Origin of the sequence: Methylotenera mobilis JLW8, assembly GCF_000023705.1 — a bacterium.
Classification (GTDB): domain Bacteria; phylum Pseudomonadota; class Gammaproteobacteria; order Burkholderiales; family Methylophilaceae; genus Methylotenera; species Methylotenera mobilis.
Map to the genome: position 1 here is coordinate 947,538 of NC_012968.1, position 26,430 is coordinate 973,967.

Below are 26,430 nucleotides of genomic sequence, written 5' to 3' on the forward strand. Positions count from 1 at the left end.
GTAATGCGTTTTATTAAACAATCAACAGTATTGTTGGCTTTATGCGGTGTTACGCTGCTACCTGCCTGCACATCTATTACCGACCTGAAAACTGATTTGTCAGAACGTGTGTTCGGGCGTGAGGTGGTGGATCTGGAGCCTTTGACTGAGTTTGAAGCCAACGCAACCGCTAAAATCTTATGGCAGACTAAACTCGGTGCATCAGGTAATTATGACCTGGCACCAGTGGTAGAGGCTGGTGTGGCTTATGCAGCTACTGTTGATGGTGATTTAGTCAAGCTGGATACCAGTAACGGTAAAGAGTTGTGGCACGCCAAAGTTGGAGAGAAAGTAACTGGCGGTGTTGGCGTTGGCGGTAGCTTGGTGTTGGTTGGTACACAAAAAGGTGCAGTCTATGCTTATGATTTATCCGGCAAGCTGCAATGGGTATCCAGACTGAGTAGTGAAGTGTTAAGTGCACCTAGATACTACGATGGCATGGTGATTGTACGTACCGGTGATAGCCGCATTTATGGTATTAACGCAGATGATGGCAGCAGAAAATGGGTTTATGACCGTACCAGCCCTGCGCTCACCGTACGTAGCAGTGCTGGCGTTGTGGTCGATGGCGGTGCTGTATATGCCGGTTTTGCAGGCGGCAAACTTGCGGCAATTCGTGCTGATAACGGCAAGATGCTGTGGGAAGCATCCGTGGCGCAACCTAAGGGCGTGACGGAGATTGAACGTATTGCCGACATTACCAGTTTACCGATGGTAGATGGCCCTTTAGTTTATGCAGTAGCTTATCAAGGTCGTATTGCAGCGGTTGACCGTGCATCCGGACGTGTTGTCTGGAACCGCGATATTTCAAGTTTAACGGGTTTAAGTCATGAGGATGCGCGCATTTATGTATCGCATGCAATCGGCTCAATTTATGCGCTTGATTACACTACTGGTAAAACATTCTGGCGTCAGGCCGGACTGAAAAACAGACAGCCTACTACGCCTTTGCCCATGGGTGACCACGTAGCAGTAGGGGACGTTGAAGGCTACGTGCATTTTCTCAAACGTGAAGACGGCGCATTTTCAGCCAGAATTAAAACTGACAGCGGTGCAATGTTGCCGCAAATGGCGGTGATTAGCAGCGATACCTTGCTGGCACAGTCACGAGGTGGCGGCTTGTACGCAATACAGGTGAAATAAAATACCGCATTTGCTTTAATCGCTTATTATTAGAATTAAAAAATTAATTGAGCTAATTGATGACTTAAATTATCAATTAGCTTCAATGCTTTATAGAAGGCTCACATGATACCTACCATTGTCTTGGTTGGTCGACCTAACGTCGGCAAATCAACATTATTTAACCGATTAACCAAAACGCGTGATGCGCTAGTGGCTGATTTGCCTGGATTGACCCGCGATCGACATTACGGACGCGGCATAGGTGCCAGCCAGCCGTATTTAGTTGTGGATACCGGTGGCTTTGAGCCGCATACCGACAGCGGCATTTTAAAGGCGATGGCGAAGCAAACGCTGCAAGCCATTGATGAAGCTGATGCCATTATCTTTTTGGTAGATGGCCGCCAAGGTGTTTCACCGCAAGACATGGAGATTGCTAATCGTTTAAGAAGAAGCAAATGTCCAGTATTGCTCGCCGTGAACAAAACTGAAGGTATGCAAAAGGCAGTGGTCAGTGCTGATTTCCACGAGCTGGGCTTGGGTTATCCGCTTTCAATTTCTTCAGCACACGGTGAAGGTGTACGCGATATCGTTGAACTTGCTTTAGAGAATTTTAAAGAGGTTGAAGATGAGCCCGTCACTGACTACACTGGTGACAGAATTCCTAAAGTAGCGATTGTAGGCCGCCCTAACGTAGGTAAATCTACCTTGGTGAATGCCTTGCTAGGGGAAGAGCGTGTGATTGCTTATGATGAGCCTGGCACCACGCGTGATTCAATCCATATTGACTTGGAAAAGAACGGCAAACACTACACGCTGATTGATACGGCAGGGGTGCGTAAACGCGGCCGTGTTTTTGAAGCGATTGAGAAGTTCTCTGTCATTAAAACCATACAGGCGATTGAAGAGGCGAATGTGGTGATTCTGGTGGTAGATGCACAAGAAGGCATCACCGAGCAGGACGCGCACGTTGCCGCTTATATTTTAGATGCAGGTCGCGCTTTAGTAGTAGCTATCAATAAATGGGATGGCTTGAAAGAAGACGAGCGCGATTGGATCAAGCGTGAAATCGATCGTAAGTTACAGTTCTTGGACTTTGCTGAGTTTCACTATATTTCTGCTTTGCGCAAAAAAGGTTTGCCAGAGCTGTTTAAATCAGTAGATGTGGCTTATAAAGCAGCCTTTGCCAAACTGGCAACACCGCAGCTAACACGCGTGCTGATTGATGCTTTGCAACAGCATCAGCCACCTATCAGTAAAGGCATTCGTCCAAAACTACGTTATGCGCATCAGGGCGGTAGCAACCCACCTATCGTGGTAATTCACGGCAGCCATGTAGATGGCGTGAAAGATGCATATACGCGCTTTTTGGAAAAAACCTTCCGTAGAACCTTCCAGCTTTCTGGCACACCATTACGCGTAGAGTACAAGCAAGGGCACAACCCGTTTGCTGAAGAAGAGGATAAACGTAAGCCAGGTGAGGGTATTGTCAGCATGCGCCGTCGTAAAACTGCACAACGTGCTGAATTAAAGGCGAAAAAAGAGGCAGAAGACAAAGACCGCCGTGCTAAAAAGCACTAAAGCTTAAAACCCCTCATAGTGGCATCAAGCAGAATGTCCGCTGCTGGGCGTGCGGTAACGCACGTATACAGCAGGACTAGTACTTGTGCTCCTGCTTTAAGTTGTTTGTTCACTTTTAGCGCTGATAGTGGTGTTTTACCACTTTCCGTGATCAAAATAAGCTGCAATATCTGCATTTTCTACACACGCTATATGTTGCAGGCATAGCGTGTGTAGCTCTGGTGCTTAGAACTCTTCCCAATCTCCTTCGCCATTTGCCTGTTGAATTGCAACTTTTCTTATTTGCACGGGTTCTGGACGACTTTTAACTACAGATAGTGCTGTATGGTGTTGCTGTGATGCTGAGGGCTGGCGCGCAACTTGCGTGTCCTTGGTATCATTCAGCTTAAATGCACTAATGGCACTGGCTAATTGGTTGGCCTGTTCCACCAGTGATTCGGCTGCGGCGGCTGCTTGTTCTACCAGGGCTGCGTTTTGTTGGGTAGATTCATCCATGCTGGTGACCGCTTCATTGACCAGGTCGATACCCGATGCTTGCTCGACCGATGCCGCGGCAATTTCGCCAATAATATCGGCAACATGTTTAACCGATATCACTACTTCTTCCATGGTTTTCCCAGCATTTTGTACCAAAGTGGTACCTTCAGCAGTTTTGTTCACTGAGTCGGTAATCAGTTCCTTAATTTCCTTAGCTGCGCTGGCTGAGCGTTGTGCCAGATTACGCACTTCACCGGCTACCACAGCAAAGCCGCGGCCTTGCTCGCCAGCTCTTGCTGCTTCCACCGCCGCATTTAATGCTAGAATATTAGTTTGGAAAGCGATACCATCAATCACGGAAATAATGTCTTCAATTTTGCGTGCGCTATCATTAATAGCAATCATGGTTGTGACGACATCTGAAACAACACTGCCACCTTTGACTGCAATATCAGAGGCGCTGAGCGCTAACTGATTCGCCTGTTTTGCATTTTCTGCATTGTGTTTGACTGTACTGGCGAGCTGCTCCATGCTAGCGGCGGTTTCTTCCAGGCTGGAGGCTTGTTGCTCTGTTCTGCTTGAGAGGTCATTATTCCCTGTCGATATTTCATTCGCTGCAGTGGTAATCGTTTCAATGGCATCTTTAACAGCAACGATAGGTTCTACAATCGTTTCTAGTGTCGCGTTTACCCCCTCTACCACCTTGCGGAAGTCACCTTGATGCTGGCTAGCATCTGCCCTAGTACTGATGCGACCTTCTGCTGCAGCCTCAGCAAGCATGTTGGCGTCGGTTACTAGACGATTAACAGCATCGATACAGGTGTTAAGGTTTTGTTTGATAACATTAAAATCACCTTTATATGGTTCATTGATGTGTGCGGGTATATCACCTTTCGAAATACGGTCTACATATTGCGCTGCAATATTGAGAGGGTTAACTACATAGTCCAATGTGTTATTAACGCCCTCTACAATTTTGCGGAAGTCACCCTGATGGCGGCTGGTATCTGCGCGTGTTGAAAGTTCTCCTTTTTCCGCTGCTTCTACTAATGTAGCTGTATCTGCAATCATTGCATTAACTGCATCAATACATTGGTTTAAATTGTTTTTGATTGCGTTAAAGTCACCATTGTAAGTGTCTGTAATTTTTGCAGGAATATCCCCTTTAGCAATGTCATCGACATATTGCGCTGCCATATTCAATGGGTTGATGACTGCGTCTAAGGTGTTGTTTACTCCTTGAACAATCTTGTGGAAGTCTCCTTGGTGACGGCTAGCATCGGCACGTGTTGAAAGCTCACCCTGAATAGCGGCATTAACGAGCACATGCGTATCTACAACAAGTGCATTAATATTAGCCCTTACTTGCTCAATAGCCTCATTCACAAAAGCTTTTTTCCCTGGAAACTTTTCCAACGGTGGCGTTAAGTCACCTTCACCAAAAGCTTTAACAACCGCAATAGCCTTTTTGTTCATTTCAATATGGTCGCTCACCATTTGATTAATGCCCAGCGCCATTTCGGCGTACACGCCGTTAAACTGATGTGCATTTAGCGTTGCGTCTATATCACCAGCATTATGTTGTTGACTAACAGTTTGCATCGCATCAATCAGATTTTTAATGGTTTTCTCAAGGCTGTAGGCTGAGCGTATGACATCGCCCATTTCATCGCGACTGAAGATTTTGCCCTCGCTGTGTTGAGTGAGCTTGCCTTGTGCTAGGTCATTCATTAAGTTTTTGGCTTCGTTAGTAGCTTGAACGATGCTTTTTGAAACCGTGAATAACATGATGCAGACGATTGCTATTGTTATAGCTGCTAAAGTTAATACTATTAATAATAATTCTTCTTGTTGCGCTAATCGCTTAGCTAATAGATTTTTGAGCATATCGCTCAGATTGTCATAAGTTTGGTAGCCTTGATTGATCGATTGAGTTGCGTTATCAAAGTAGATTTTAGAGTCCAAACTGATGGATTCAGTATCAATAATTTCTTTTTTTACAAGCGTATTCAGTTCGGAAATGGACTTTTGTAAAGTGCTCATGACCGGTTTGACTTCGTCATAAGTGCTAGGGTAGTTTTTGAGTACAATCATATCGTGCTCATAACTTTTGAGAGATGCTTCTACTTGGTTGGATAATATGGAAAGCTTTAACTTTTCATCGCTAGTTGCAACTTGCCTAGATGCAACACCAGCACCTAGACCACGAATTTTAGCCATATTTTCAATTACATTAATCGTCCTTAAGTAAACGATATCTATTAAATAGTAGGTATCGATTTCAGGGTCTAAAGTAAGCGTGCTTGCATCGGCCACTTGTAGTGAAAACTCAAGTAATTGGTTAATTAAATTAGTATGTTCAGTAAAGCTATCTTTTGGAGAAATTTCTAATGATTTTGATTTTATTTGTCCCCAGTTAGATTTGATTTTATCCCAGTCTTTTTTGATTTTATTCCAGTTGTCTGTCGTTTTGAATCGAGCACCAAGCTCACGGTCTATAGCGTCAATGTTTAAAATAAGGTCGGTAGATTTTTTTTCATTCGCATCTATTTTTTCTACAAAACCAAGGTTGCCAGATAGATAAGAATTAGACATGCCACGATGAGCTTGTACATTCTCAATGAAGGCGCGTAAAGGATTTAAGTAACTAACGCCTTGAAGTTCAGTCTTGGTGACTTGTTTATCTGAATTTAGTCTATCTATATTGATAAACAGTAATACTAGTAGCGGTACAATCGTAACCAAGCCAAGTAGGGTGAATTTTCTCTTATAGCTTAGATTGCTTAATAAGCTACCAATATTAAAAGAGTTTTTTTTACTCATAGTGATATCCCTAACCTAAATTTATTAACATAGCGACGACACAAGCAAAGTGTTTGTATGTGCTTAGCTTATGCATTGATATGAGCATGGCCTAAGCATGCTTGGTTAGGCACATTGCTTTGCAATACTTATTCCCACGTTGGAATAAATTTGACTTTGTTGATTGATCACAAAGTCCAAACTCCCCATCGTTGGGGAGCGGGTTAATAGCTTAAGTTGTTAGGCAGTTTTAAATTTACGCTAACTGCGCCGTTGCAGTTGGCATTATTGCTTGTAGCCATTTATCACTAGCTAAAAATTGATAACACAAATTTTTGTAACAACTTTGGTTGATTAATGTAGGCGATTGCGTAATTAAACTCACATTAATACACTTAGTTGTGTAATTAAACACAATTCACTTATGAATAGCAATCACTGTGAGATTTTTTGCAGGGACAGTTAATAAAAGATTGGAGTGCCAGTTTATTGAGCTGGTCTCTAGTGGTGGTTAACGGCTGTAAAGCTACTGCAATGTCTGACTGGCTACTACCAATTTGGGGGATGTTCTAACTTTTTATTTTCTTTAGGTAGCTCATAAGGATCTGCGACATAAGCGGGTCCTTTCATGATGGTAACGACAATGCAGCCGATTGCAATCGCACCCACAAAAAACCAAGTGCTGAACAGCACACCGAGCAATTGATAGATGACTTGCTGTTGTTCTCGTTGTAGTGGGTCGTTGCTAAAATAGAGAATTAGCATTGGAATGCAGGGCGCTGCTGTTCCAATGCTAAAAATTAGTGGGAGTTTTTTGAACAAAATCCACTCTAGGCCTGATGGCGCTTTAATGAAACCTGGTAATTTATTCAAGTAGTTCATTAATATAATGGATGCATTTAATGCGCTTTAGTTCATTTAGTACATGCTTTCCCAGAACTTCCACCATATACGCTCATCTTCAGGGGCGTTTTTGGTCAAAATCGCGCTATCTGGGTAGTTGGTCTTCAGCACGCGCAAGGTGTCATTTTTTAAATCATCCATACCCATTAAGTCGTAGGCGCTAATCATAATCACTAGCGCTTCTTCCACATGCGGCGATTGCGGGTAGTATTCAATCACGTATTTTGTGCGGTTAATTGCTGCCACGTAAGCTTTGCGCTTCATGTAGTAACGTGCCACGTGGAGCTCATGCTCTGACAAGCTGTTTGCCAGGTAAACCATGCGTTGTGTAGCATCTTTTACATAGCGGCTTTTTGGGTAGCGTGTTACTAGCTCTTTGAATGTAGCGAAAGAATCTTTTAGTGCACGGGGGTCGCGGTCGCTCACTTGTTGTTTGGTGAGCTTTTCGATAATGCCGCGCTCATTAAATACGGCTAGTCCTTTGAGGTAATAGGCGTAATCTACGTTAGGGTGATCAGGATGTAGTTTAATAAAGCGGTCAGCTGCGGCCACGGCGGATACCGGGTCTTGCTTTTTGTAATGGGCGTAGGCGGTTTCTAACTGCGCTTGTGTCGCATATTTGCCATGAGGATAGCGAGACTCAAGCTTTTGGAAGTAAACAATGGCCTTATCGTAGTCGCGGTCTTGCATTTTTGCCGCACCTTCTTGATAGATACGTTCAGCAGTCCAGCCCTTTGTATCATCAATTTCAGTTGGTGCACCAAAAATCGCACATCCACTGAGTAGGAAGGTAAAAGCCAAAATTGAGATATACTTCATGCAAAACCACCTTTAAGAATTTCTCGCAATTATAACCGATGACAGACGCTACTCAACAATCTCTTACTAACCTAATTCATCTCACAATTTCATCAGACTTGGGAGGCTTACGCCTTGATGTGGCTTTACAACGCCTACTTCCTGAACACTCACGCTCAAGGCTGCAATCTTGGATTAAATCTGGTCTAGTGACGGTTGACGGCAAAGCCAGTACAGCAAAAACCAAAGTGTGGGGCGGGGAGAAAGTGTCGGTCGATGTGCAAGTGAAGCCTGAGAGCCGCGCCTTTATCGCACAGGATATTCCGCTGGATATCGTCTATGAAGATGATCATATTCTGGTGGTGAATAAACCGGCCGGTATGGTGGTGCATCCTGCAGCTGGTAATTGGGACGGTACTTTGCTCAATGCATTGTTATTTCATGCGCCGCAATTGCATGATGTGCCGCGTGCCGGCATTGTGCACCGCTTAGATAAAGAAACCAGTGGCTTGCTGGTGGTAGCTAAAACATTAAACGCACAGACGCATTTAGTGCGCCAACTACAAGCGCGCACCGTGAAACGTGAGTACCGTGCCATTGTGTGGGGTCAGCTCTGGCGTAATGGTGTGGTGGATCAGCCGTTGGGTCGTGATCCGCGCTCCCGCACTAAAATGGCGATTAACCGCATGGGTAAGCCTGCGATAACTCGTTATGAAATATTAGAGCGTTTTTCTGTCCAAACTTATTTGCGTTGTAACTTAGAAACTGGTCGTACCCACCAGATTCGCGTGCATATGCAGCACCTGAAAGCGCCTTTAGTGGGCGATCCGGTTTATGGCTTCCGCGGCATTGTGCCAATACGTGCCATGACGCAAACGCTACGTGATGCGGTGAGCCAGTTCCACCGTCAGGCTTTGCACGCAATCAAGCTTGGTTTAGTGCATCCTGCCACCAATGAGTTTATGGAGTGGCAGATTGAGCTGGCTGATGATATGAAAGTATTGTTAGAAGCGATGCGCCACGAAGATGAGCGTGATGATGAGGAGGAGGGCTTCGAGTTAAGCATGGAGCCTTATCTGGCAGATGAAGATTACGAATATGACGATGATGACATGTTCGACGAAGACGAGGATGACTCTGACTTCGATGATGAGGAAGATGTTTAGTTTTAAACGAGTGCAATCATGATGGTTAACACTGAACCTACTTTTATCACACCGAACTGGCCTGCACCCAGTAACGTAAAGGCATTGCAAACGACGCGTGTGGGCGGTGTAAGCGTTGCGCCTTTTGATAGCTTGAATTTGGGCGCGCATGTGCAAGATGACGCTATGGCAGTAGCCACTAATCGTCAGCGATTAAGTCCATACCTGCCTAGTGAGCCGATCTGGGTGAATCAGGTGCACGGAACCGATGTGATTGATGCCGCCACTAGCACTTGCCTGCAAAATGCAGATGCTTCGTTTACGACTAAAGCCAATGTTGTGTGTGTCACCATGACAGCCGATTGCCTACCAGTGTTGCTTTGCGATAAGCAGGGTAAGGTAGTGGCTGCAGTGCATGCTGGCTGGCGAGGTCTGTGTGATGGCGTGATAGAAGCTGCCGTGCAAAAAATGCAAGTGCCGCCTAGCGAGGTGTTGGTGTGGTTAGGTCCGGCCATCGGCCCTAATGCCTTTGAAGTGGGCGGGGATGTACGTGCGCAGTTTATAGAAAAAGATAGCCATGCGGCTCAGGCGTTTAAGTTGCTGGAGTCATCAGCATCCGGCGATAAATGGCTAGGTAACTTATACTTGATCGCACAGCAGCGCCTTAACCGTATTGGTGTGAGCGCAATCTATGGCGCTGGCGTGAATGAAGACTTTTGCACCTACACCGATCAAGCGCGCTTTTTCTCATTCAGGCGCGATAACGTCACCGGACGTATGGCAAGCATGATTTGGTTGGAATCAAATTAGAGATGTGACGGTTGCTCAGTTATAATAACGCCCTTTAAATTATTGCCTAAAAGTGTTGCATGACAATTCCCGAGTTACCTATTCTTGCATGGATTATTCTCGCTAGCTTTACTGGCGGGGTGTTGAGCGTATCTTTGGCAGCATTGTTTGCACTCAATCTTCGCACTGCATGGATTCCTATGCTGGTTAGCTACGCCATAGGTGCGATGTTAGGTGCAGTGTTTTTAGAAATTCTACCCCATGCTTTTAGTGAAGCGAGTAGTATAGAGAGCGTTTCTATCACCCTGTTATTCGGGTTGTTATTGTTCTTTGTACTTGAGAAATTAGTGATATGGCGACACTGCCATGGTGATCACTGTGAAGTACACGCGATTCACACTGAAGAAGATTGCCCATTAACGCATCCGCAGGCTGGTACGCCAGGCGAAACCAAGTATAAAGCGGTAACAGCAGCCAAGGCACCATCACTAACGCAGGTGCATAGTCATGCGCATACGCATCATCATGATAGCGGGCGCAGTGGCATGATGATTATGATAGGAGATACTTTTCATAACTTTGTGGATGGCGTTTTAATTGCGGCAGCATTTTTAGTGGATGTGAAATTGGGCGTGGTAACGGCACTGGCCATTATTTCGCACGAAATCCCGCAAGAAGTAGGTGACTTTTTAATCTTGCTGCACTCAGGATATAGTAAAAAGAAGGCGCTGGTGTTTAATTTAGTGTCTAGCTTGGCCACCTTGGTTGGCGGACTGATTGCTTATTATGCTTTGCAATATGTGATGGGTTGGGTGCCCTATATTTTAGGCTTGGCAGCAGCCAGTATGCTGTATGTGGCGGTGGCGGATTTGATTCCTAGTTTGCATAAGCGCACAGAATTAAAGGCAACCATCAGTCAGGTGCTACTCATCGCTTTTGGCGTCGGTAGCATCTTCTTGATGGGTTACTTCATCCACTAATTGTTTGTTGTGCTGGTGGCGGCGATGTTTAACGCCGAGCAACCACAGTAGCAGGGCGCAGGGCAGTAAGCCGTAAAAGACAAAGGTGAGTAAGCCCGCGGTGATTGATTTTTCAGTGGCTGCCATAAGCACCACAACATACATCCAAGCAATTGCAATAATATACATTTGAATTAATTTTTAAGATTTATAGGTTTTTATGACAATGAGTACTACAAGCAAAAACTCCACGCCTAAAGTAGGCTTTGTATCGCTAGGCTGCCCTAAAGCTGGCTCAGACGCAGAGCGTATTCTCACCCAATTGCGGGCAGAAGGCTACGAAATTTCTGGCAGCTATGGTGAAGCAGATTTAGTGGTGGTGAACACCTGTGGTTTTATTGACAGCGCGGTTGAGGAGTCTTTGGACGCCATTGGTGAAGCGATTAACAAAAACGGAAAAGTGATTGTAACCGGTTGTTTGGGCGCCAAAAAGGGCGTGGTAGAAGCTGCGCATCCTAGTGTATTGGCGGTGACCGGCCCGCATGCGTTAGAAGAAGTGATGACCGCCGTGCATGCAAACCTGCCTAAACCGCATGAGCCATTTATCGATTTAGTACCGCCGCAAGGGGTAAGGTTGACACCTAAGCATTATGCTTACCTTAAGATTTCAGAAGGCTGTAACCACCGCTGCAGTTTCTGTATTATTCCTAGCATGCGTGGTGATTTAGTCAGCCGCCCAATCGGCGAAGTGCTGAATGAGGCTGAAAATTTGGTAAATGCTGGTGTGAGCGAGATTTTGGTGATTTCACAAGACACCTCAGCTTATGGTGTTGATGTTAAGTATCGCCCAGGCTTCTGGAATGGCCGCCCGGTTAAAACCCGTATGACGGAATTAACGCAAGCGTTAAGTGAGCTTGGTGTTTGGACACGGCTACACTATGTTTACCCATATCCACATGTGGATGAAGTGATTCCATTGATGGCTGATGGCTTGATTCTTCCTTATTTGGATGTGCCATTTCAGCATGCTAGCCCACGTATCTTAAAAGCGATGAAGCGTCCGGCAAGCAGTGAAAATAACTTAGCACGTATTAAAGCTTGGCGTGACATCTGCCCAGATATTACGATTCGCAGTACGTTTATTGCTGGTTTCCCTGGTGAAACTGAAGATGACTTTAAGCAACTGCTGGACTTTATGGAAGAGGCACAGTTAGACAGAGTAGGCTGTTTTGCTTACTCTGCGGTAGACGGTGCAGCGGCTAATGCCTTGCCGGATCAAGTGCCAGAAGAAGTGAAGCAAGAGCGTTTAAGCCGCTTTATGGAAGTGCAGGAGCGTATCAGTGCTGCTAAAGTACATGCCAAGATTGGCAGCATTCAAACCGTACTAGTCGATGAAATCGTAACAGACGTTGAAGGTAACGTCGAGGCGATTGGCCGTACCAAAGCGGATGCACCAGAGATTGACGGAGTGGTTTACCTTGAAGATGCAGAGGGCTTAAACCCAGGTGACTTTGTAGAAGTAGAGATTTACAGCGCGGATGGTCACGATTTACGCGGTGGCCCACCACGTAGCTAATCATCCGCCACGCAGCTAAGTTAGTTAGCTGCTAATTAAAAATATTGCTAGTTAAAAAGGTTGTTAACTAAACAAGTCCTGCATGATTGGTGCAGGACGTTCACTGTCTGCCCGATCTTCTAAAAAGTCTAAAGTAAGTGGGCAGCGTGTTGGTTTCTTAGCTGCTTTTCTACGTTTTGGTGTGGTTGATTCTAAATCGATGAATGGGGTTTGGCTAACGCGGATATAGCCTGATGCGTTTAGTTTTTGTTCGGTTGTTTCAAACAGGCTCAGTGGGTTGTCGATATTTTGCAGGGTAACAACTTGCTTGCTTACTTTTATCACGTTGTACATTACAAACTTGCTTGCGGTTTGTTTACCGTAAATTTCCCCAGTATAAATAGCCACAATGCCTCCAGCGCGTAATATCTGCGTATGGTATCTCTACAATAACTGATCTACAAGATTTATTATCTACTTTCTACGTAATTTGATGTGTGACTTGATCAGGTCTATGGCTTGATATCTAAACTTACTACCATCGGCATCTTTCACCCACATATGCAGCAACCCACCAAAAAATAAGTGCGTGTCTAGGGCGAGTGCGCCCGGGGTAATTGAACTGGCTAACAGATTTTGCGACTGTGCGCGTGCGTAAGTTGCTTCAATTTTTTCTACTAGGCTAGAGCAGTTGTTCATGATTTGATGCAGTACCAATGCAAATTCATCTACATATTCGCATTTAATCATCATGATTTCGTAAATCTCACGCATCTCAATATTGTCATTTAGTGCCTGTATAGTACTGCACATACTGGCTTCAATTTGATCTAACGGGTTTTGTGAGTTATCGGCAGAAATTGCCAATGTGTCATCCATGCGGTCTATCAGTGGTAAAAACACTTGCTCGCGGATGGCGTGAAAGATTTCTGTTTTGTTTTTAAAGTGCCAGTAAACGGCACCACGCGTTACCTCGGCCTGTGAGGCAATATGCTCCAAGGTTGATCGGCTTACCCCGCGCGCTAAAAACACCGTGCGCGCCGCGTCCACAATCTTTTGGCGGGTAAGTTCTGCATCTTCTTTGGTTTTTCTGACCATATTAATCTCACTGATATAACTATAGTTAAAGCTTTAATCGTGCATATTTTAAATCAATTGCTATTTACATACATGCATGTTTGTATATAATATACATACAAATCTGTATGTAAGCAATAGCAGATGCCTTCTATTTTTAATAAAAATGTAGAATAATTAGTTAGTTATAAAACAATCGTGGAGTTTTCAATGGCACATAAGACCGCAAGTCAGAATCAGCAGCATATTCAAATACAGTCGATTAGCGCACAGGCTGCGCATGCGAAACGAACCTTGATGGCATCAGGCATGATGTTGGCGCTGATTGGCGTCTTGGTTGGGTCTATGCTGGCCGCTTGTAGTAAGCAAGAAAATGGTGGCCAGGCGCAAGGTGCCATGCCGCCTATGCCGGTAAGCGTCATTACAATGGCGCCAGGTAGTGTGCCGCTAAGTGCAGAAGCAGTGGCGCAAACTGAAGGTGCAAAAGAAGTGGAAATCAGACCACGTGTTGGCGGTATTCTGCTTAAAAAACTGTTTGAGGAAGGCGAGCCAATTAAGGCTGGTCAGGCAATGTTTTTAATCGACCCTGTGCCTTATCAAATTGCATTGGCTAATGCCAAAGCACAATTGGCGCAACAAAAAGCACGCTTCGAGCAAGCAAAGCGTGAGGCGCAACGTTTACAGACATTGGTTGCTACGCAATCTGTCAGTCAGCGTGAAGCAGATAATGCTAATTCTGATAATGCCTTAGCTACAGCTAGCTTGGCACAATATGAAGCTGCGGTACGCGAAGCTGAGTTGAATTTATCTTATACCACTGTGACATCGCCATTGTCTGGCGTTGCTGGTAGATTCCAATTATCTGAAGGTGCTTTGGTAGCTGCTAACACTAGTTTGTTGAGCACAGTCAGCCAAATCAGCCCAATTTGGGTGCGCTTTAGTTTGTCTGATGCTGAGTTGGCACAGTTAGGCGGCCCATTAACGCAAAAAAGCGTAAAAGAAGTCAGATTGGTACTGCCTAGCGGTGAGGAATATGCAAAATCAGGCCAGCTCAACTTTGCTGCAAGCGGTATTGATCCGCAATTAGGTACGCAGCAATTACGCGCAACTTTTGATAATGCAGATAAACGCTTGTTACCTGGCCAATTCGCCAGAGTGAGAGTGGTTACTGGGCAAAAAGACGGCGTGTTTGTTGTGCCGCAAACTTCAGTGCTCAATAGTGATCAGGGCAAGTTTGTGTATGTAGCCAATGAGAAAAATGAAGTGACGGTTAAGCCTGTAGTTGTAGGTAATTGGGTTGGTAAAAACTGGGTGATATTAAGTGGCTTGGAGACCGGTGATAAAGTAATTACCGACAATATCATCAAGCTACGCCCTGGTGCGGTTGTAGCACCGCATCCTGCAGGTGAGGCTGTTGCCGGTGCGGCGCCAGCAAAAAATGAATCAGCAAAATAAATTCATCACCTTATGCTAAATCGTCAGGCTTAATCGAGAACCCTTATGAGTAAATTTTTTATTACACGGCCTATTTTTGCGAGTGTACTGTCTATCATTATCGTGTTGGCGGGCTTAGCTGCCGCCTTTAAATTACCGATTGCACAGTACCCGCAAATTGCGCCACCTACCGTATTAATCACAGCAACTTACCCTGGTGCAAGTGCTGATACGCTTTCAAAAACAGTGGCTGCGCCAATTGAGGAGCAACTGAGCGGCGTTGAAGGCTTGCTGTACTTCAACTCTAGTGCAGACTCCAGCGGTACTTTAACCATTACTGCTACGTTTGAAGTAGGCACCAATGTTGACCAGGCTACATTTAACGTAAGTAACCGCGTCAATATTGCTTTGCCACGCTTACCAGATGAAGTGAGGCGTACCGGCTTGGTTGTGCAAAAGCGCTCCAACGATATTTTGTTGGTGGTGATGCTGACAGACAAGCAGAAAAAGTATGACACGCTATTTTTGAGCAATTACGCTACATTGAATGTGCTGGATGAAATCAAGCGTATTAAGGGTGTAGGCGACTCTGTTATTTTTGGTGCGCAAGATTACTCTATGCGTATTTGGTTACGCCCTGACCGTATGGCGCAATTAGGGGTAACTACCACGGATATTGCCAATGCGATTCGTGCACAGAATGCACAATATGCAGCAGGTAAGATTGGCCAAGACCCAGCGCCATCTGATCAGCAATTGGTTTACACAGTAACGGCTAAAGGCCGCTTAATTGATTCGTCAGAGTTCGGCAATATCATTATTCGTGCTGATGGTCAGCGTGGTGTGCTGCATTTAAAAGACGTTGCACGTATTGAGTTAGGTTCACAAAGCTATAACGTGCGTACAGCATTGGATGGTACGCCTGGTGTAGGTATTCCTATTTTCTTGCAAACAGGTGCCAATGCGCTGGATACAGCAGCTGCAGTTAAAGCAAAAATGACTGAGCTGAAAGCGCGTTTCCCAGAAGGTGTTGATTGGGAAGTGCCCTATGATACTAGTGACTTTGTGAAGGCTTCTATTGAAGAGGTGTTGAAAACACTAGGCGAAGCCATGGTGCTTGTGGTGCTTGTGGTGTTCTTGTTCTTGCAAAGCTTCCGTGCGACATTGATTCCTATGATTGCAGTGCCTATTTCCTTAATTGGTACGTTTGCAGGTTTATGGATATTTGGCTTCTCTATTAATACGCTTACCTTATTTGCGATGGTGCTTTCTATCGGTATCGTGGTGGACGATGCTATCGTGGTGTTGGAGAACGTAGAGCGCTTGATGGAAGAAGAGAAGCTGTCTGCAATTAAAGCAGCGGTGAAATCTATGGAGCAAGTGTCTGCCGCTGTGGTGGCGATTGTGCTAGTACTTTGTGCAGTGTTCGTGCCAGTGGCATTCTTGGGCGGTATCGCTGGTGAAATGTACAAGCAGTTTGCGGTAACCGTTGCAGTGGCTGTGGTGATCTCAGGCATTGTTGCCTTAACTCTGACGCCAGCGCTGTGCGCAATATTATTAAAGAAAACACACGGCGAATCTGCATTCTTTAAAGCGTTTAACCGTATGTTTGTGCGTATCACGCATGTATATACAGCCGTGGTTAATTTGACCTTGCATCATAGAATTATCGGTACCTTTGTGTTTGCAGCAATTATTGCCATCGTGGTTGTGTTGTTGCGAGTGATTCCTGGCAGTTTTGTACCACCAGAAGATCAAGGTTACGTGATTTCTGCGGTGATTATGCCGGATGGTGCAACCTTGAGCCGTACAAGTAAGACCACAGAAAGCGTGCGCGCTGCGATCGCACAAGACCCTGCGGTAGCACACGAGTTTGCTGTAAATGGGTTTGACTTGATTGGTGGCGGTAATAAAACCAGTGCAGCGACCATGTTTGTGCGTTTGACAGATTGGTCAGAGCGTAAAACTACAGCAGACGATATCGTGAAAAAACTGTTTGGTATTGGTATGCAACAACCAGATGGTATGGCGATTGCATTTAACCCGCCAGCGATTCGTGGTTTGGGTAGCTCAGGTGGTTTTGAGCTGTATGTGCAAACACGTGGTGATTCTGATCCTGCACGCTTGTCTGCGGTGGTAAATAACCTGATTGAGGCGATGAAGAAAGAGCCTAAATTAACTGAAATCAACACCTTCTTCCGACCAACTGTGCCACAGTTGTTCTTAGAGGTGGATGAAGCTAAGGCCCTCTCACAAGGGGTGCCTGTATCCAGCATTTACGATACATTGCAAAGCACCATGGGCTCGTTGTACGTGAATGACTTTAATAAATCTGGCCGTACTTATCGTGTGCAATTACAAGCTGAAGCCGAGTACCGTACTAAAGCAGAAGATTTAGGCAAGGTTTATGTACGTTCGGATAAAGGCCTGATGGTGCCATTATCAGCATTGAGCAAGGTGAGTGATATTGTGGGTGCTGAGCAATTAGAGCGCTACAACGGTTTGCTTTCAGCTAAGGTGCTAGGTAAAGGTGCAGCCGGCGTGAGCTCAGGTGACGCCATTAAGATGGTGGAGAAGATTGCCGCACAAAACTTGCCTGATGGCTACCAGATTGCATGGACCGGACAAGCGTATCAAGAAAAGCGCACAGGTTCTGCTGCAATCCTGGCGTTCGGTTTTGCCATTATCATGGTGTTCTTGATCTTGGCTGCGCAGTTTGAAACATGGGCTTTACCGTTGGCCGTGATTATGGCGGTACCTTTCGCCTTGGCTGGTGCGTTGATCGCTGTGCTGTTCAGAGGGATGCCAAATGATATTTACTTCCAGATCGGCTTGATTACGCTGGTTGGTTTGGCGGCAAAAAATGCGATTCTAATCGTAGAGTTTGCAAGCCAGTTGATGGAGGAGGGGCTACCGATTGCAGAAGCTGCTCTTGAAGCTGCAAGGTTGCGTTTTAGACCGATTGTGATGACTTCAATGGCGTTTGTGTTGGGTATTGTGCCATTGGTGATTGCAACAGGTGCAGGTGCAGCAGCTAGACGCTCAATGGGTACAGGTGTATTTGGCGGTATGTTATTAGCGACTTTTGTTGCGACGATTTTTATCCCACTCTTTTTTACATGGTTGAGTAATAAAAATGTACATAGAAAACACCATGAAGTGCCGGACGATGGTCCAGTAGTTGCAACTTCAGTAGATGCTGAGAATAAAGGTACGGTATGAAACAACATAAAAATAAATATTTAATCAAGCCAGTTTTTTATCTTGTAGGTAGCTTGGTACTGACAGGTTGCCAGAGCATGGTTTGGCCTGACTATCTAAGGCCGCAGGTAGCGACGCCGGATCGTTATGTTGAACTGAGTCAAAATGCAGCGCAAAACCAGATTGCAAATGACTGGTGGACGCTGTATCAGGACGAAACTCTTAACACGTTGATTGCGAATGCGTTAAAGCATAATACGGATATCAAGGCAGCGGTAGCTAACATAGAGCAAGCGGATGCAGTGATGAAGGAGGCCGGTACCTTCTTGATTCCTTCGGTTAATCTGGATGGAGCAGGTACACGTTCGCGTGTAACCGAAGCTGGTGCTTTCCCTGTGTTTTCAGCCAACCCACGTAATAATTTTAATATTAAGTTGGGGACTACTTTTGAGCTGGATTTCTGGGGTAAGCTGGGTCGTGCGAAAGAGTCAGCTCGCGCATCTGCTTTATCCAGTCGCTATGCGAAAGATACGGTGACACTATCACTTACCGGTTTGGTGGCTAGTCAGTATTTGACCTTGCGTAGTTTGGAAAAACAAATCCAGATTGCCGAACAAAACCTGGTTAGCCGCGATGCTAGTTTGGCGCTTACCAAGCGTCGCTTGGAAGGTGGCATTGTATCGGCATTAGATGTGCATCAGGCCGAGGTTGCCAATACCAATTTGCGTGCGCAGATTGCGGATTTAAAACGCCTGCAGTCTTTGAGTTTGAACCAACTGGCATTGTTAACTGGAGATCTAGATTTGGCTGTGCGTGGCTTAGGACAGACCAAAGCCGATATTATGGCACTGCCGATTCCACCTGTGCCGCCACTAGGTTTGCCTTCAAGTTTACTGGAGTCGCGTCCTGATGTACGTCAGGCTGAGCAGCAGATGGTTGCAGCCAATGCTAATATTGCTGTGGCAAAAGCAGCCTTATACCCAAGCATTTCACTCACTGCAAACTGGGGTGGCGAAAGCTTGGAATTGAAAGATATCTTAAGTTCAGCAGCACGTATTTGGACTGGTGGGCTGGGTTTGAGTTTGCCTATCTTTAATGGTGGCAGACTCAATGCGAGAGTAGACCAGGAAGCAGCTAAACAGAAAAAGACGCTTGCCACTTATGAGCGTACGATTCAAACTGCATTTACCGAGGTGAATGATGCATTGATCAGCTTACGTCAGCAAACCGAGCGCGAGCAATCATTGTTGATTAGCCAGACTTCGGCGCAAAAAATGCTGACTTTGTCAGAAAATAGATACCAGTCAGGCTACTCAGCTTATATTGAGGTGTTGGATGCGCAGCGTACCTATAACGATGCGAGTCTAGCCTTTGTGCAGGCGCGTCAGGCTAGGTTGATTGCAACGGTAGACTTATTTAAAGTGTTGGGCGGCGGCTGGCAAGCACAGCCTATGCCATAGCGATAACGTAATGGGTGTGTGATATTTACCGATTAAGATCTGTGGTAAACGTGACACGCACCCAGTTACCGTGGCGCTCAAACGACTTAGTGAATCTGACTAATATTTCTTCACCTAAGATCAGCACTTTGAAAATGTCGTTTTTATTGTATTGCAGCTTAGGAATAATCAGTGTTTCTTGTCTGGACAGTGATTGCTCTTTAGGTAAGTATAGGCACATGAAGTTACTTGGGTCTGTGCCAAAACTACTGTCTAAAAAGCTGGTAGTGTTGGCAAATACTGTATTGGCAAAATAATTTTCTTTATTTTCATTACTTCCTATTGATATGGCGACTTTAGGTGTTCTTAGACTTATGTTTTCTGCTTGAGAGTAAAATCCGATATTGCTAAGTAGTTCAATCCCTAGGTGCAGCTCTCCCTGTGCAATTGGCCGTATATTCTTGATAATCCCTAATTTGGTATTGTTTCTTAGCTCTTTAGTAGAAATGCCGATTAACATGCCGGTCGCTACTTCATGAGGATGTCTGCTGACGTGCAGGCCCAATCCCTTGCTGGATTGATCAATTATGCTGGAGTGATCAGCACTTATGTTCATGTGAATGATATTAGGCTCACTGCGATTGATATTGTGCGTCGCTAATCTCTCTTCAAATGATTTTTCACCCTGATAGCCACGCTCACCGCGTTGCATCTTGATGTTCTCATATTGCTTGATTTGCTCGCATACCTCTTTGAAGCCTAAGCTGGTAGTTGCTTGAGATACATTTTTGCTTCGCTCTTCTAATCTGCGTTGACGATTGTAGTCAAGACGAGACCATTCGGTATTGAGTACATCAAAAGTGGTGGAAGCATCTCTGTGTGAAATCAACTCTTTCATAAAGGGTTGTTTGGGGGAGATATTGAACTCAATCAATGAAGTGCAGAGTTGTATTTTGGAAATAACACTGTCAAGGTTCCAGTAACGATAGGTACTGGCTGGTTTAAACGTGCGGATACGTTTAGCCGGTTTGTTGGCAGTGGTGTCAACATAAAACAAATGTTGACTCTCATCAAACACGCTGTCAACGGTGGTTTTTCCGGTCCAGGCTGATAGCATTTTGCTCACAAATTCAATTTGCTCACATTTCAAACTCAAGCTTTCTAGTGTACCTAGCATGCATACATGAATATAAGCATTGGACACTGAGATAGGCTCCAAGTCGGCATAGGGTTGGATTTTTGCATTTAATAGTGACCGTTTCTCGGCTAATAAATATAGTTGGGATATCTGTGTCCATACATTAGCTGGTGCGCTTTGGTAGATGTAATAGCGCCATTTGATCATTTGCGTGGCATTTCTCATGGCACGCGCTAGAAAAATATGAAGATGATTTTGGTATTGATCGGAGAAATGGTCAATCAGCGCATAGTAAATCAAGAAAAGCTGGCGGTGGTAAAAAAAGACAGCGTTAGTTACACGTTCTTCAAACTCCGCGCTGATATGCTCAATGTGAATGAAATGCGTTGTGATTCTTTCGACAGTGATGTGTGTATTTTCGTCGATACTGAATAGCGCTTGCAGGTGAGTCGGGTCACTAAATGCATTCGTTTTAAACTCATCCCCTAATTTTACTGTCGCGAATTCAATGGCAGAGAGATCATCCATGCCTTTGAGTTGATGCATCCACGCCATAGATGATTTCATCTTAGGTGCGGCTACATTTTTGAACAGGTTTTGGAGAAATGCCATTTTTAGCTAAATTCTTTCACTAGGTATAGTATGAAAAGCAAGTAGTATGCCAGGTTGATATTTTAAGCCAAAACCCAATCGCAACCTAGCCCGTCACCGCGCCGTTACATATGGTGTATAGATATTGCTTATTAATACTATTTTTAATTTTTTAGAGTTTATGCTGGCGTGATAAAATGTACGCCTAATAATATAGATAGTAAAAAATTCAACAGATATGACAGTTCGCACACGTTTTGCTCCCAGTCCAACCGGCTTTCTCCATATAGGTGGTGCACGTACCGCTTTGTTCTCATGGGCCTTTGCTAAAAAGCACCAAGGTGACTTTATTCTACGCATCGAGGATACTGACGTTGCCCGCAGCACACCTGAAGCTGTGCAGGCTATTCTGGATGGAATGGAATGGTTGGGCTTGCATCACGATGAGGGGCCGTTTTATCAGATGCGGCGTATGGATCGCTACAAAGAAGTGATTCAAACTATGTTGGCGCAAGGTAGTGCGTACTATTGCTATTGCAGTAAAGAAGAACTGGATGCCCTACGTGAAGCACAAATGCAGCAAGGGGTTAAGCCGCGCTACGATGGCCGCTGGCGCCCGGAAGACGGCAAAGTGCTGCCAAATCCGCCTCAAGGTATTCCGCCGGTTATTCGCTTCAAGAACCCTAAAGATGGCAATGTGGTATGGAATGATTTGGTTAAAGGCGAAATCAGTATTGCCAATCAGGAGCTGGATGATTTAATCATTGCACGTGCCGACGGTACGCCTACTTACAATTTCTGTGTGGTGGTAGATGATTGGGAAATGGGCATCACGCAAGTGATACGAGGCGATGATCATGTGAATAATACCCCGCGCCAAATCAATATGCTGATGGCGCTAGGCGCAACGATTCCGCAATACGCGCACTTGTCTATGATTTTAGGCGATGATGGTCAGAAGTTATCTAAGCGTCATGGTGCAGTGAGTGTGATGCAATATGATGAAGATGGTTACCTACCTGAAGCGGTGTTGAACTATTTGGCGCGCTTAGGCTGGAGTCATGGTGATGAAGAAATTTTCAGTATGCAGCAGTTCTGTGAGTGGTTTGATTTAGACCACATTACGCCATCTGCTGCACAATTTAACACTGAGAAGCTCCGCTGGTTGAATGCACATTACATTAAGCAAGCAGATTCAAGCTATTTGGTGAATGATCAGACTAAGCGTCTTGCTAAGCTGGGTGTGCAAGTAACGGTCATGCCTAATCTAGCAGCGGTGATTGATTTGTACAGAGAACGTGCACATACTTTGAATGAGCTTGCTAGCAGCATTGCCTATTTTTACCAAAAGCCAGTGATTGACCAAGCGGCTGCGGAAAAGCACTTAACGGCTGAAATTAAACCGGCGATGTTGAAGTTGACGCAAGCCCTAGCTACGGTTGAGTGGCAGGCTGAGGCTATTCATCATGTATTAAATGATGTGGTAACAGAGTTTCAGTTGAAGTTCCCGAAAGTAGCAATGCCATTACGCGTGATGTTGACTGGTATTGCGCAATCGCCAAGCATTGATCAGGTGATGGTGTTGCTGGGTAGAGATGAAGTAATTGCGCGAATGAACGAAGTTAAATTTTAATTTTAATTAAAGAACGAATTTGGTTGTTCTATATCTTAACGAGAGTAAGATATTTGTATGTGGCTGTATAAGCGTCAGGCAGTCAACTTTATTTAACTCCAAACAATAGGAGACATCATGAATCAAAAAGGGCAAATGTTACAAGACCCATTTCTCAACGCACTACGCAAAGAACATGTAGCTGTATCTATTTATCTCGTGAATGGTATCAAATTGCAAGGGCAGGTGGATTCGTTTGATCAGTACGTGATACTGCTCAAAAATACTGTAACGCAAATGGTGTATAAGCATGCTATTTCAACAATAGTGCCGGCGCGTGCAGTGAATATTAATGTGTCTGAAGGTGATGATTAAGCGTTGAAAGATTTGTTTGAAAGGCCAAGTGGCGGTGATGCCGCTATATTGGTAAGTGTGGATTTTGGCGAAAATGATTACCAAGAAAGTTTGGAAGAGCTTCGCCAATTAAGCTTGAGTGCGGGTTTGGCTGTGCTGGGTAAGGTGGAGGGTAAGCGGTCTGTCCCGGACGCTAAGCTATTTATTGGCAGTGGTAAGGCTGATGAGTTGGCGCAGATGATGCAGGCGACGGAATCTCATGTTGCCGTCTTTAATCACGATTTAACACCATCGCAGCAGCGTAATCTTGAACGGCTGTTACAGGCACGCGTGGTGGATAGAACGGGCTTGATTCTGGATATATTTAGCCAGCGTGCGCAGACGCACGAGGGTAAGCTGCAGGTTGAGTTGGCTCAGCTTGAACATTTGTCTACACGTTTGGTGCGTGGCTGGACCCACTTGGAACGTCAAAAAGGCGGTATCGGTGTGCGAGGCGGTCCTGGTGAAACGCAGCTCGAACTGGATAGGCGTATGTTGCGTGTGCGCGTAAAGCAGCTACGCGAGAAGTTACTCAAGTTAAAAGCGCAGCGTGGTATGCAGCGTAGGGCACGCAAGCGTTCTAACGTGATGACGGTGTCGCTGGTGGGCTATACCAATGCCGGTAAATCTACGATTTTTAATCGGCTGACAAAAGCGAATATCTATGCAGCTGACCAGTTATTTGCAACGTTAGATACAACTACGCATAAGATTTATATTGAAGGCTGTGGCTCGGTAGTGCTTTCCGATACAGTGGGGTTTATTAAGCACTTGCCGCATGCACTGGTAGAAGCGTTTGGTGCCACGTTGGAAGAGGCTGTGCAGGCTGACCTGCTATTGCATATAGTGGATACGGCCAGCACCAATCGTGACGAACAGATTGCACAAGTGAATAAAGTACTGCATGAAATCGGCGCCTCAGAAGTACCGCAGATTCTAGTGTATAACCAAATAGACCGCGTGGGTCTTGAGCCTGCGATTGGTCGTGATGAATATGGTAGAATTACGAGCTTGCATGTATCGGCAAAAACAGGTGAAGGACTTGATTTTCTGAGAGCGGCGATGGCAGAACACTATCAGTACGTACAAAAACAAAGTACAGAAGAGAGCGCTTTTATTTAAGAGGTGTATTTAGATTCAATTAAATTTAAGTACGGTTTAATTTTAAGCGCGGTTAGATAAGTGCAATTAAATTGCGAAGTATAAAAGTTTGATGTGCTTGATTTCTAATCGTTACATTGCCTGAATCAAGATTTAAAGTAATTCAATTTTTAGTGTTGGAGTGATGAATGATTAAATTCCCTGGTTGGAGACAGCAAAATAATGAAGGGCCGCCTGATCTGGATGAGGTGATGCGTGATCTAAGCCGAAAAATTAATGCCATGTTTGGCAAAAATGGCGGCAATCACTCTAACTCTCAGCCAAGACGTCCATCATCTGGTGAGATTAATTTGCCATTGCTACCAATCATGGGTTTGGTGTTTTTAATTTGGCTTGGTTCTGGATTTTACATTGTAGATCAAGGTTCTACAGGCGTGGTGATGCGTTTTGGTAAGGCCTTGGATGAAACCACTGAGCCTGGCCCACGCTGGCATTTACCGTACCCGATCGAAACGGTAGAAGTTGTAAATATGGAGCAAGTGCGTAGGCTGGAAGTCGGCTATAGAAGTAGTGCAGAAGGTTCTGGCGGTGGTAAAACTAAACTGCCTAAAGAAGCCTTAATGCTTACAGAAGATGAGAATATTATTGATCTGCAGTTTGCAGTGCAATACAACCTGAACAACGCTAAATATTATTTATTCAATAACCGTTCTACTGACACTGCAGTGATGTCAGCGGCTGAGTCAGCAATCCGTGAAGTGGTTGGTAAGAATAAGTTGGATGATTTACTGCAAAAAGGCTTGGCGGATACGTCTGAGCGCATGCAGGTGATTTTAGATAGCTATAAAACTGGCGTGAAAATTATTAGCGTATCGCTACAAAGCGCACAGCCACCAGAGCAAGTGCAAGAGGCGTTTGAAGACGTTAACCGCGCTAACCAAGATAATCAGCGCCAAATCAATGAAGGCCAAGCCTATGCTAATGACGTGATTCCAAAAGCACGTGGTACGGCTTCACGGCTATTATCAGAGGCAGCTGGTTATAAATTAAAAGTTGAAAGTGAAGCAAGGGGTAATGCCAGCCGCTTTGACCAAATTCTAGCGCAGTACAATAACGCGCCAGAAGTGACACGCCAGCGTCTATACCTTGACGCACAAGAGCAGATTTTATCTACCACCAGCAAAGTGATTGTTGATCAAAAAGCAGGTAACAGCTTGTTGTATTTGCCGCTGGATAAATTAATTAATGCAACTGGCGCATCAGCTGGTACACCGCAACCTGCACCGTCATTAAATCCGCAAACTGGATCCGATGCAGCGTTTGATTCATCCGCCGCTACTACCGATCGCTCGAGAGAAGCTTTTCGCAGCCGTGACAGAGAAAGTAGATAAGGAAAAATAATGAACAAGGCAAAAAATATTATTTTCGTAGGAATTATTGGCTTAATGTTGCTATCAGCTTCTGCGTTCACGGTGAAACAAACTCAGTATGTAGTGGTACAAAGATTAGGTGAGATTGTTTCTGTGAAGAAAGAGCCTGGCCTGTACTTTAAAATGCCATTCGTGGATAACCTTAAGTACTTTGACAACCGTATTTTGACACTGGACTGGGAACAGCCTGCTAAGTTTATTACCAGCGAAAACAAATACATGATGGTGGACTCTTTCGTTAAATGGCGCATTATTGACCCAGTAAAATACTATGTGTCGATTAAAGAAGGTGGTGAAGCCGCTGCGGAGGATAGGTTATCTAAAGTGGTGAATGCGGTGTTGCGTACCGAGTTTGGTAAACGTACCGTACGTGACGTGATTGCCGGTGAACGTGGCGCAGTGATGGATAACTTGCGTAAGACTGCTGATACTGAAGCGCGCCAAATGGGTATTGCGGTGGTGGATGTGCGCCTAAAACGTGTTGATTATGCAGAGGAAATCAGTAAGTCTGTGTTTGACCGTATGATTGCAGAGCGTAAACGCTTAGCAAATCAATTGCGCTCAGAGGGTGCAGCGGCTTCAGAAAAAATTCGTGCAGACGCAGATAAGCAGCGCGAAGTGATTATTGCTGAGGCTTACAGTGAGGCGCAAAAAACCAAGGGTGAAGGTGATGCAAAAGCGGGTGAGATTTATAATCAGTCTTATAGCCGCAACCCAGAGTTCTATGCGTTTTATCGTAGCCAAGAAGCTTATAAAAATAGCTTCAAGAGCAAGAGTGACGTAATGGTGCTGGATCCAAATTCAGATTTCTTTAAATACATGCGCAGCCCTAACAGAAAATAAT

General features: G+C 45.0%; 21 protein-coding genes. 14 read left to right on the plus strand and 7 right to left on the minus strand.

Annotated elements, in window-relative coordinates:
* Window positions 1–3 precede the first annotated feature (3 nt).
* Window positions 4–1,182 carry an outer membrane protein assembly factor BamB gene (gene bamB, locus MMOL_RS04440; protein WP_015831817.1) on the plus strand — a complete coding sequence of 393 codons (1,179 nt, stop codon included), beginning with the start codon at window positions 4–6 and terminating at the stop codon, window positions 1,180–1,182.
* A 105-nt stretch (window positions 1,183–1,287) separates the two neighbouring features.
* Window positions 1,288–2,742 carry a ribosome biogenesis GTPase Der gene (der, locus tag MMOL_RS04445; protein ID WP_015831818.1) on the plus strand — a complete coding sequence of 485 codons (1,455 nt, stop codon included), beginning with the start codon at window positions 1,288–1,290 and terminating at the stop codon, window positions 2,740–2,742.
* 225 nt (window positions 2,743–2,967) lie between these two features.
* On the opposite strand, the gene MMOL_RS04455 is transcribed toward der, so the two are convergent.
* From MMOL_RS04455 to MMOL_RS04465, 3 genes are all read right to left on the minus strand, one after another.
* Complete coding sequence (locus MMOL_RS04455) at window positions 2,968–6,042, minus strand: methyl-accepting chemotaxis protein (protein WP_015831820.1); 3,075 nt, start codon at window positions 6,040–6,042, stop codon at window positions 2,968–2,970.
* 528 nt (window positions 6,043–6,570) lie between these two features.
* Window positions 6,571–6,903, minus strand: a complete 333-nt coding sequence (locus tag MMOL_RS04460) for a hypothetical protein (RefSeq protein ID WP_015831821.1) — start codon at window positions 6,901–6,903, stop codon at window positions 6,571–6,573.
* A gap of 36 nt (window positions 6,904–6,939) precedes the next feature.
* Window positions 6,940–7,743 carry an outer membrane protein assembly factor BamD gene (locus tag MMOL_RS04465; RefSeq protein WP_015831822.1) on the minus strand — a complete coding sequence of 268 codons (804 nt, stop codon included), beginning with the start codon at window positions 7,741–7,743 and terminating at the stop codon, window positions 6,940–6,942.
* Window positions 7,744–7,781: 38 nt separating this feature from the next.
* On the opposite strand from MMOL_RS04465, the gene rluD reads away from it, so the two are divergent.
* From rluD to MMOL_RS04480, 3 genes are read left to right on the plus strand one after another with little or no spacing between them, the layout of a single operon-like run.
* Window positions 7,782–8,888 (plus strand): 23S rRNA pseudouridine(1911/1915/1917) synthase RluD, encoded by a 1,107-nt coding sequence (gene rluD, locus MMOL_RS04470; protein WP_015831823.1) that lies wholly within the window; start codon window positions 7,782–7,784, stop codon window positions 8,886–8,888.
* A gap of 18 nt (window positions 8,889–8,906) precedes the next feature.
* Window positions 8,907–9,677, plus strand: coding sequence for a peptidoglycan editing factor PgeF (gene pgeF / locus MMOL_RS04475; RefSeq protein ID WP_015831824.1), 771 nt, complete (start codon window positions 8,907–8,909; stop codon window positions 9,675–9,677).
* A 59-nt stretch (window positions 9,678–9,736) separates the two neighbouring features.
* Complete coding sequence (locus MMOL_RS04480; protein WP_015831825.1) at window positions 9,737–10,636, plus strand: ZIP family metal transporter; 900 nt, start codon at window positions 9,737–9,739, stop codon at window positions 10,634–10,636.
* On the opposite strand, the gene MMOL_RS12080 is transcribed toward MMOL_RS04480, so the two are convergent.
* On the minus strand, window positions 10,580–10,804 hold the full coding sequence (locus MMOL_RS12080) for a hypothetical protein (protein WP_015831826.1): 225 nt from the start codon (window positions 10,802–10,804) through the stop codon (window positions 10,580–10,582). The genes MMOL_RS04480 and MMOL_RS12080 overlap by 57 nt on opposite strands.
* A gap of 31 nt (window positions 10,805–10,835) precedes the next feature.
* Between MMOL_RS12080 and rimO the strand changes: the two genes are divergently transcribed.
* Complete coding sequence (gene rimO, locus MMOL_RS04485) at window positions 10,836–12,191, plus strand: 30S ribosomal protein S12 methylthiotransferase RimO (RefSeq protein ID WP_015831827.1); 1,356 nt, start codon at window positions 10,836–10,838, stop codon at window positions 12,189–12,191.
* Between the two features lie 63 nt (window positions 12,192–12,254).
* Here the strand turns inward: rimO and MMOL_RS04490 are convergent, their stop codons facing one another.
* Together MMOL_RS04490 and MMOL_RS04495 are read right to left on the minus strand one after the other, a co-directional pair.
* Window positions 12,255–12,578, minus strand: coding sequence for a hypothetical protein (locus MMOL_RS04490; protein WP_015831828.1), 324 nt, complete (start codon window positions 12,576–12,578; stop codon window positions 12,255–12,257).
* A 66-nt stretch (window positions 12,579–12,644) separates the two neighbouring features.
* Window positions 12,645–13,268, minus strand: coding sequence for a TetR family transcriptional regulator (locus tag MMOL_RS04495; RefSeq protein WP_015831829.1), 624 nt, complete (start codon window positions 13,266–13,268; stop codon window positions 12,645–12,647).
* A 189-nt stretch (window positions 13,269–13,457) separates the two neighbouring features.
* On the opposite strand from MMOL_RS04495, the gene MMOL_RS04500 reads away from it, so the two are divergent.
* Genes MMOL_RS04500 through MMOL_RS04510 form a run of 3 tightly spaced genes read left to right on the plus strand, consistent with a single transcriptional unit; the run spans window position 13,458 to window position 19,342 of the window.
* Window positions 13,458–14,702, plus strand: a complete 1,245-nt coding sequence (locus MMOL_RS04500) for an efflux RND transporter periplasmic adaptor subunit (protein WP_015831830.1) — start codon at window positions 13,458–13,460, stop codon at window positions 14,700–14,702.
* A 45-nt stretch (window positions 14,703–14,747) separates the two neighbouring features.
* Complete coding sequence (locus tag MMOL_RS04505) at window positions 14,748–17,903, plus strand: efflux RND transporter permease subunit (protein ID WP_015831831.1); 3,156 nt, start codon at window positions 14,748–14,750, stop codon at window positions 17,901–17,903.
* A complete protein-coding gene (locus MMOL_RS04510) occupies window positions 17,900–19,342 on the plus strand; it encodes an efflux transporter outer membrane subunit (protein WP_015831832.1) in 1,443 nt (480 codons plus the stop codon). Before MMOL_RS04505 ends, MMOL_RS04510 begins: the two co-directional genes overlap by 4 nt.
* 25 nt (window positions 19,343–19,367) lie before the next feature.
* Here the strand turns inward: MMOL_RS04510 and MMOL_RS04515 are convergent, their stop codons facing one another.
* A complete protein-coding gene (locus MMOL_RS04515; RefSeq protein ID WP_015831833.1) occupies window positions 19,368–21,071 on the minus strand; it encodes a hypothetical protein in 1,704 nt (567 codons plus the stop codon).
* 217 nt (window positions 21,072–21,288) lie between these two features.
* Here MMOL_RS04515 and gltX point away from each other — a divergent pair, with 217 nt between their 5' ends.
* The 5 genes from gltX (at window position 21,289) to hflC (ending at window position 26,429) form a co-directional block, all read left to right on the plus strand.
* Window positions 21,289–22,683 (plus strand): glutamate--tRNA ligase, encoded by a 1,395-nt coding sequence (gene gltX, locus MMOL_RS04520; RefSeq protein WP_015831834.1) that lies wholly within the window; start codon window positions 21,289–21,291, stop codon window positions 22,681–22,683.
* A gap of 117 nt (window positions 22,684–22,800) precedes the next feature.
* A complete protein-coding gene (gene hfq, locus MMOL_RS04525; RefSeq protein WP_015831835.1) occupies window positions 22,801–23,037 on the plus strand; it encodes an RNA chaperone Hfq in 237 nt (78 codons plus the stop codon).
* A gap of 12 nt (window positions 23,038–23,049) precedes the next feature.
* Entirely contained in the window at window positions 23,050–24,177 is a 1,128-nt protein-coding gene (gene hflX / locus MMOL_RS04530; protein ID WP_041928693.1) for a GTPase HflX, read from the plus strand.
* Window positions 24,178–24,344: 167 nt separating this feature from the next.
* The gene (hflK, locus tag MMOL_RS04535; protein ID WP_015831837.1) at window positions 24,345–25,547 is read left to right on the plus strand and encodes an FtsH protease activity modulator HflK; all 1,203 of its coding nucleotides are present in this window, start codon (window positions 24,345–24,347) and stop codon (window positions 25,545–25,547) included.
* A 9-nt stretch (window positions 25,548–25,556) separates the two neighbouring features.
* On the plus strand, window positions 25,557–26,429 hold the full coding sequence (hflC, locus tag MMOL_RS04540) for a protease modulator HflC (protein WP_015831838.1): 873 nt from the start codon (window positions 25,557–25,559) through the stop codon (window positions 26,427–26,429).
* Window position 26,430 lies beyond the last annotated feature (1 nt).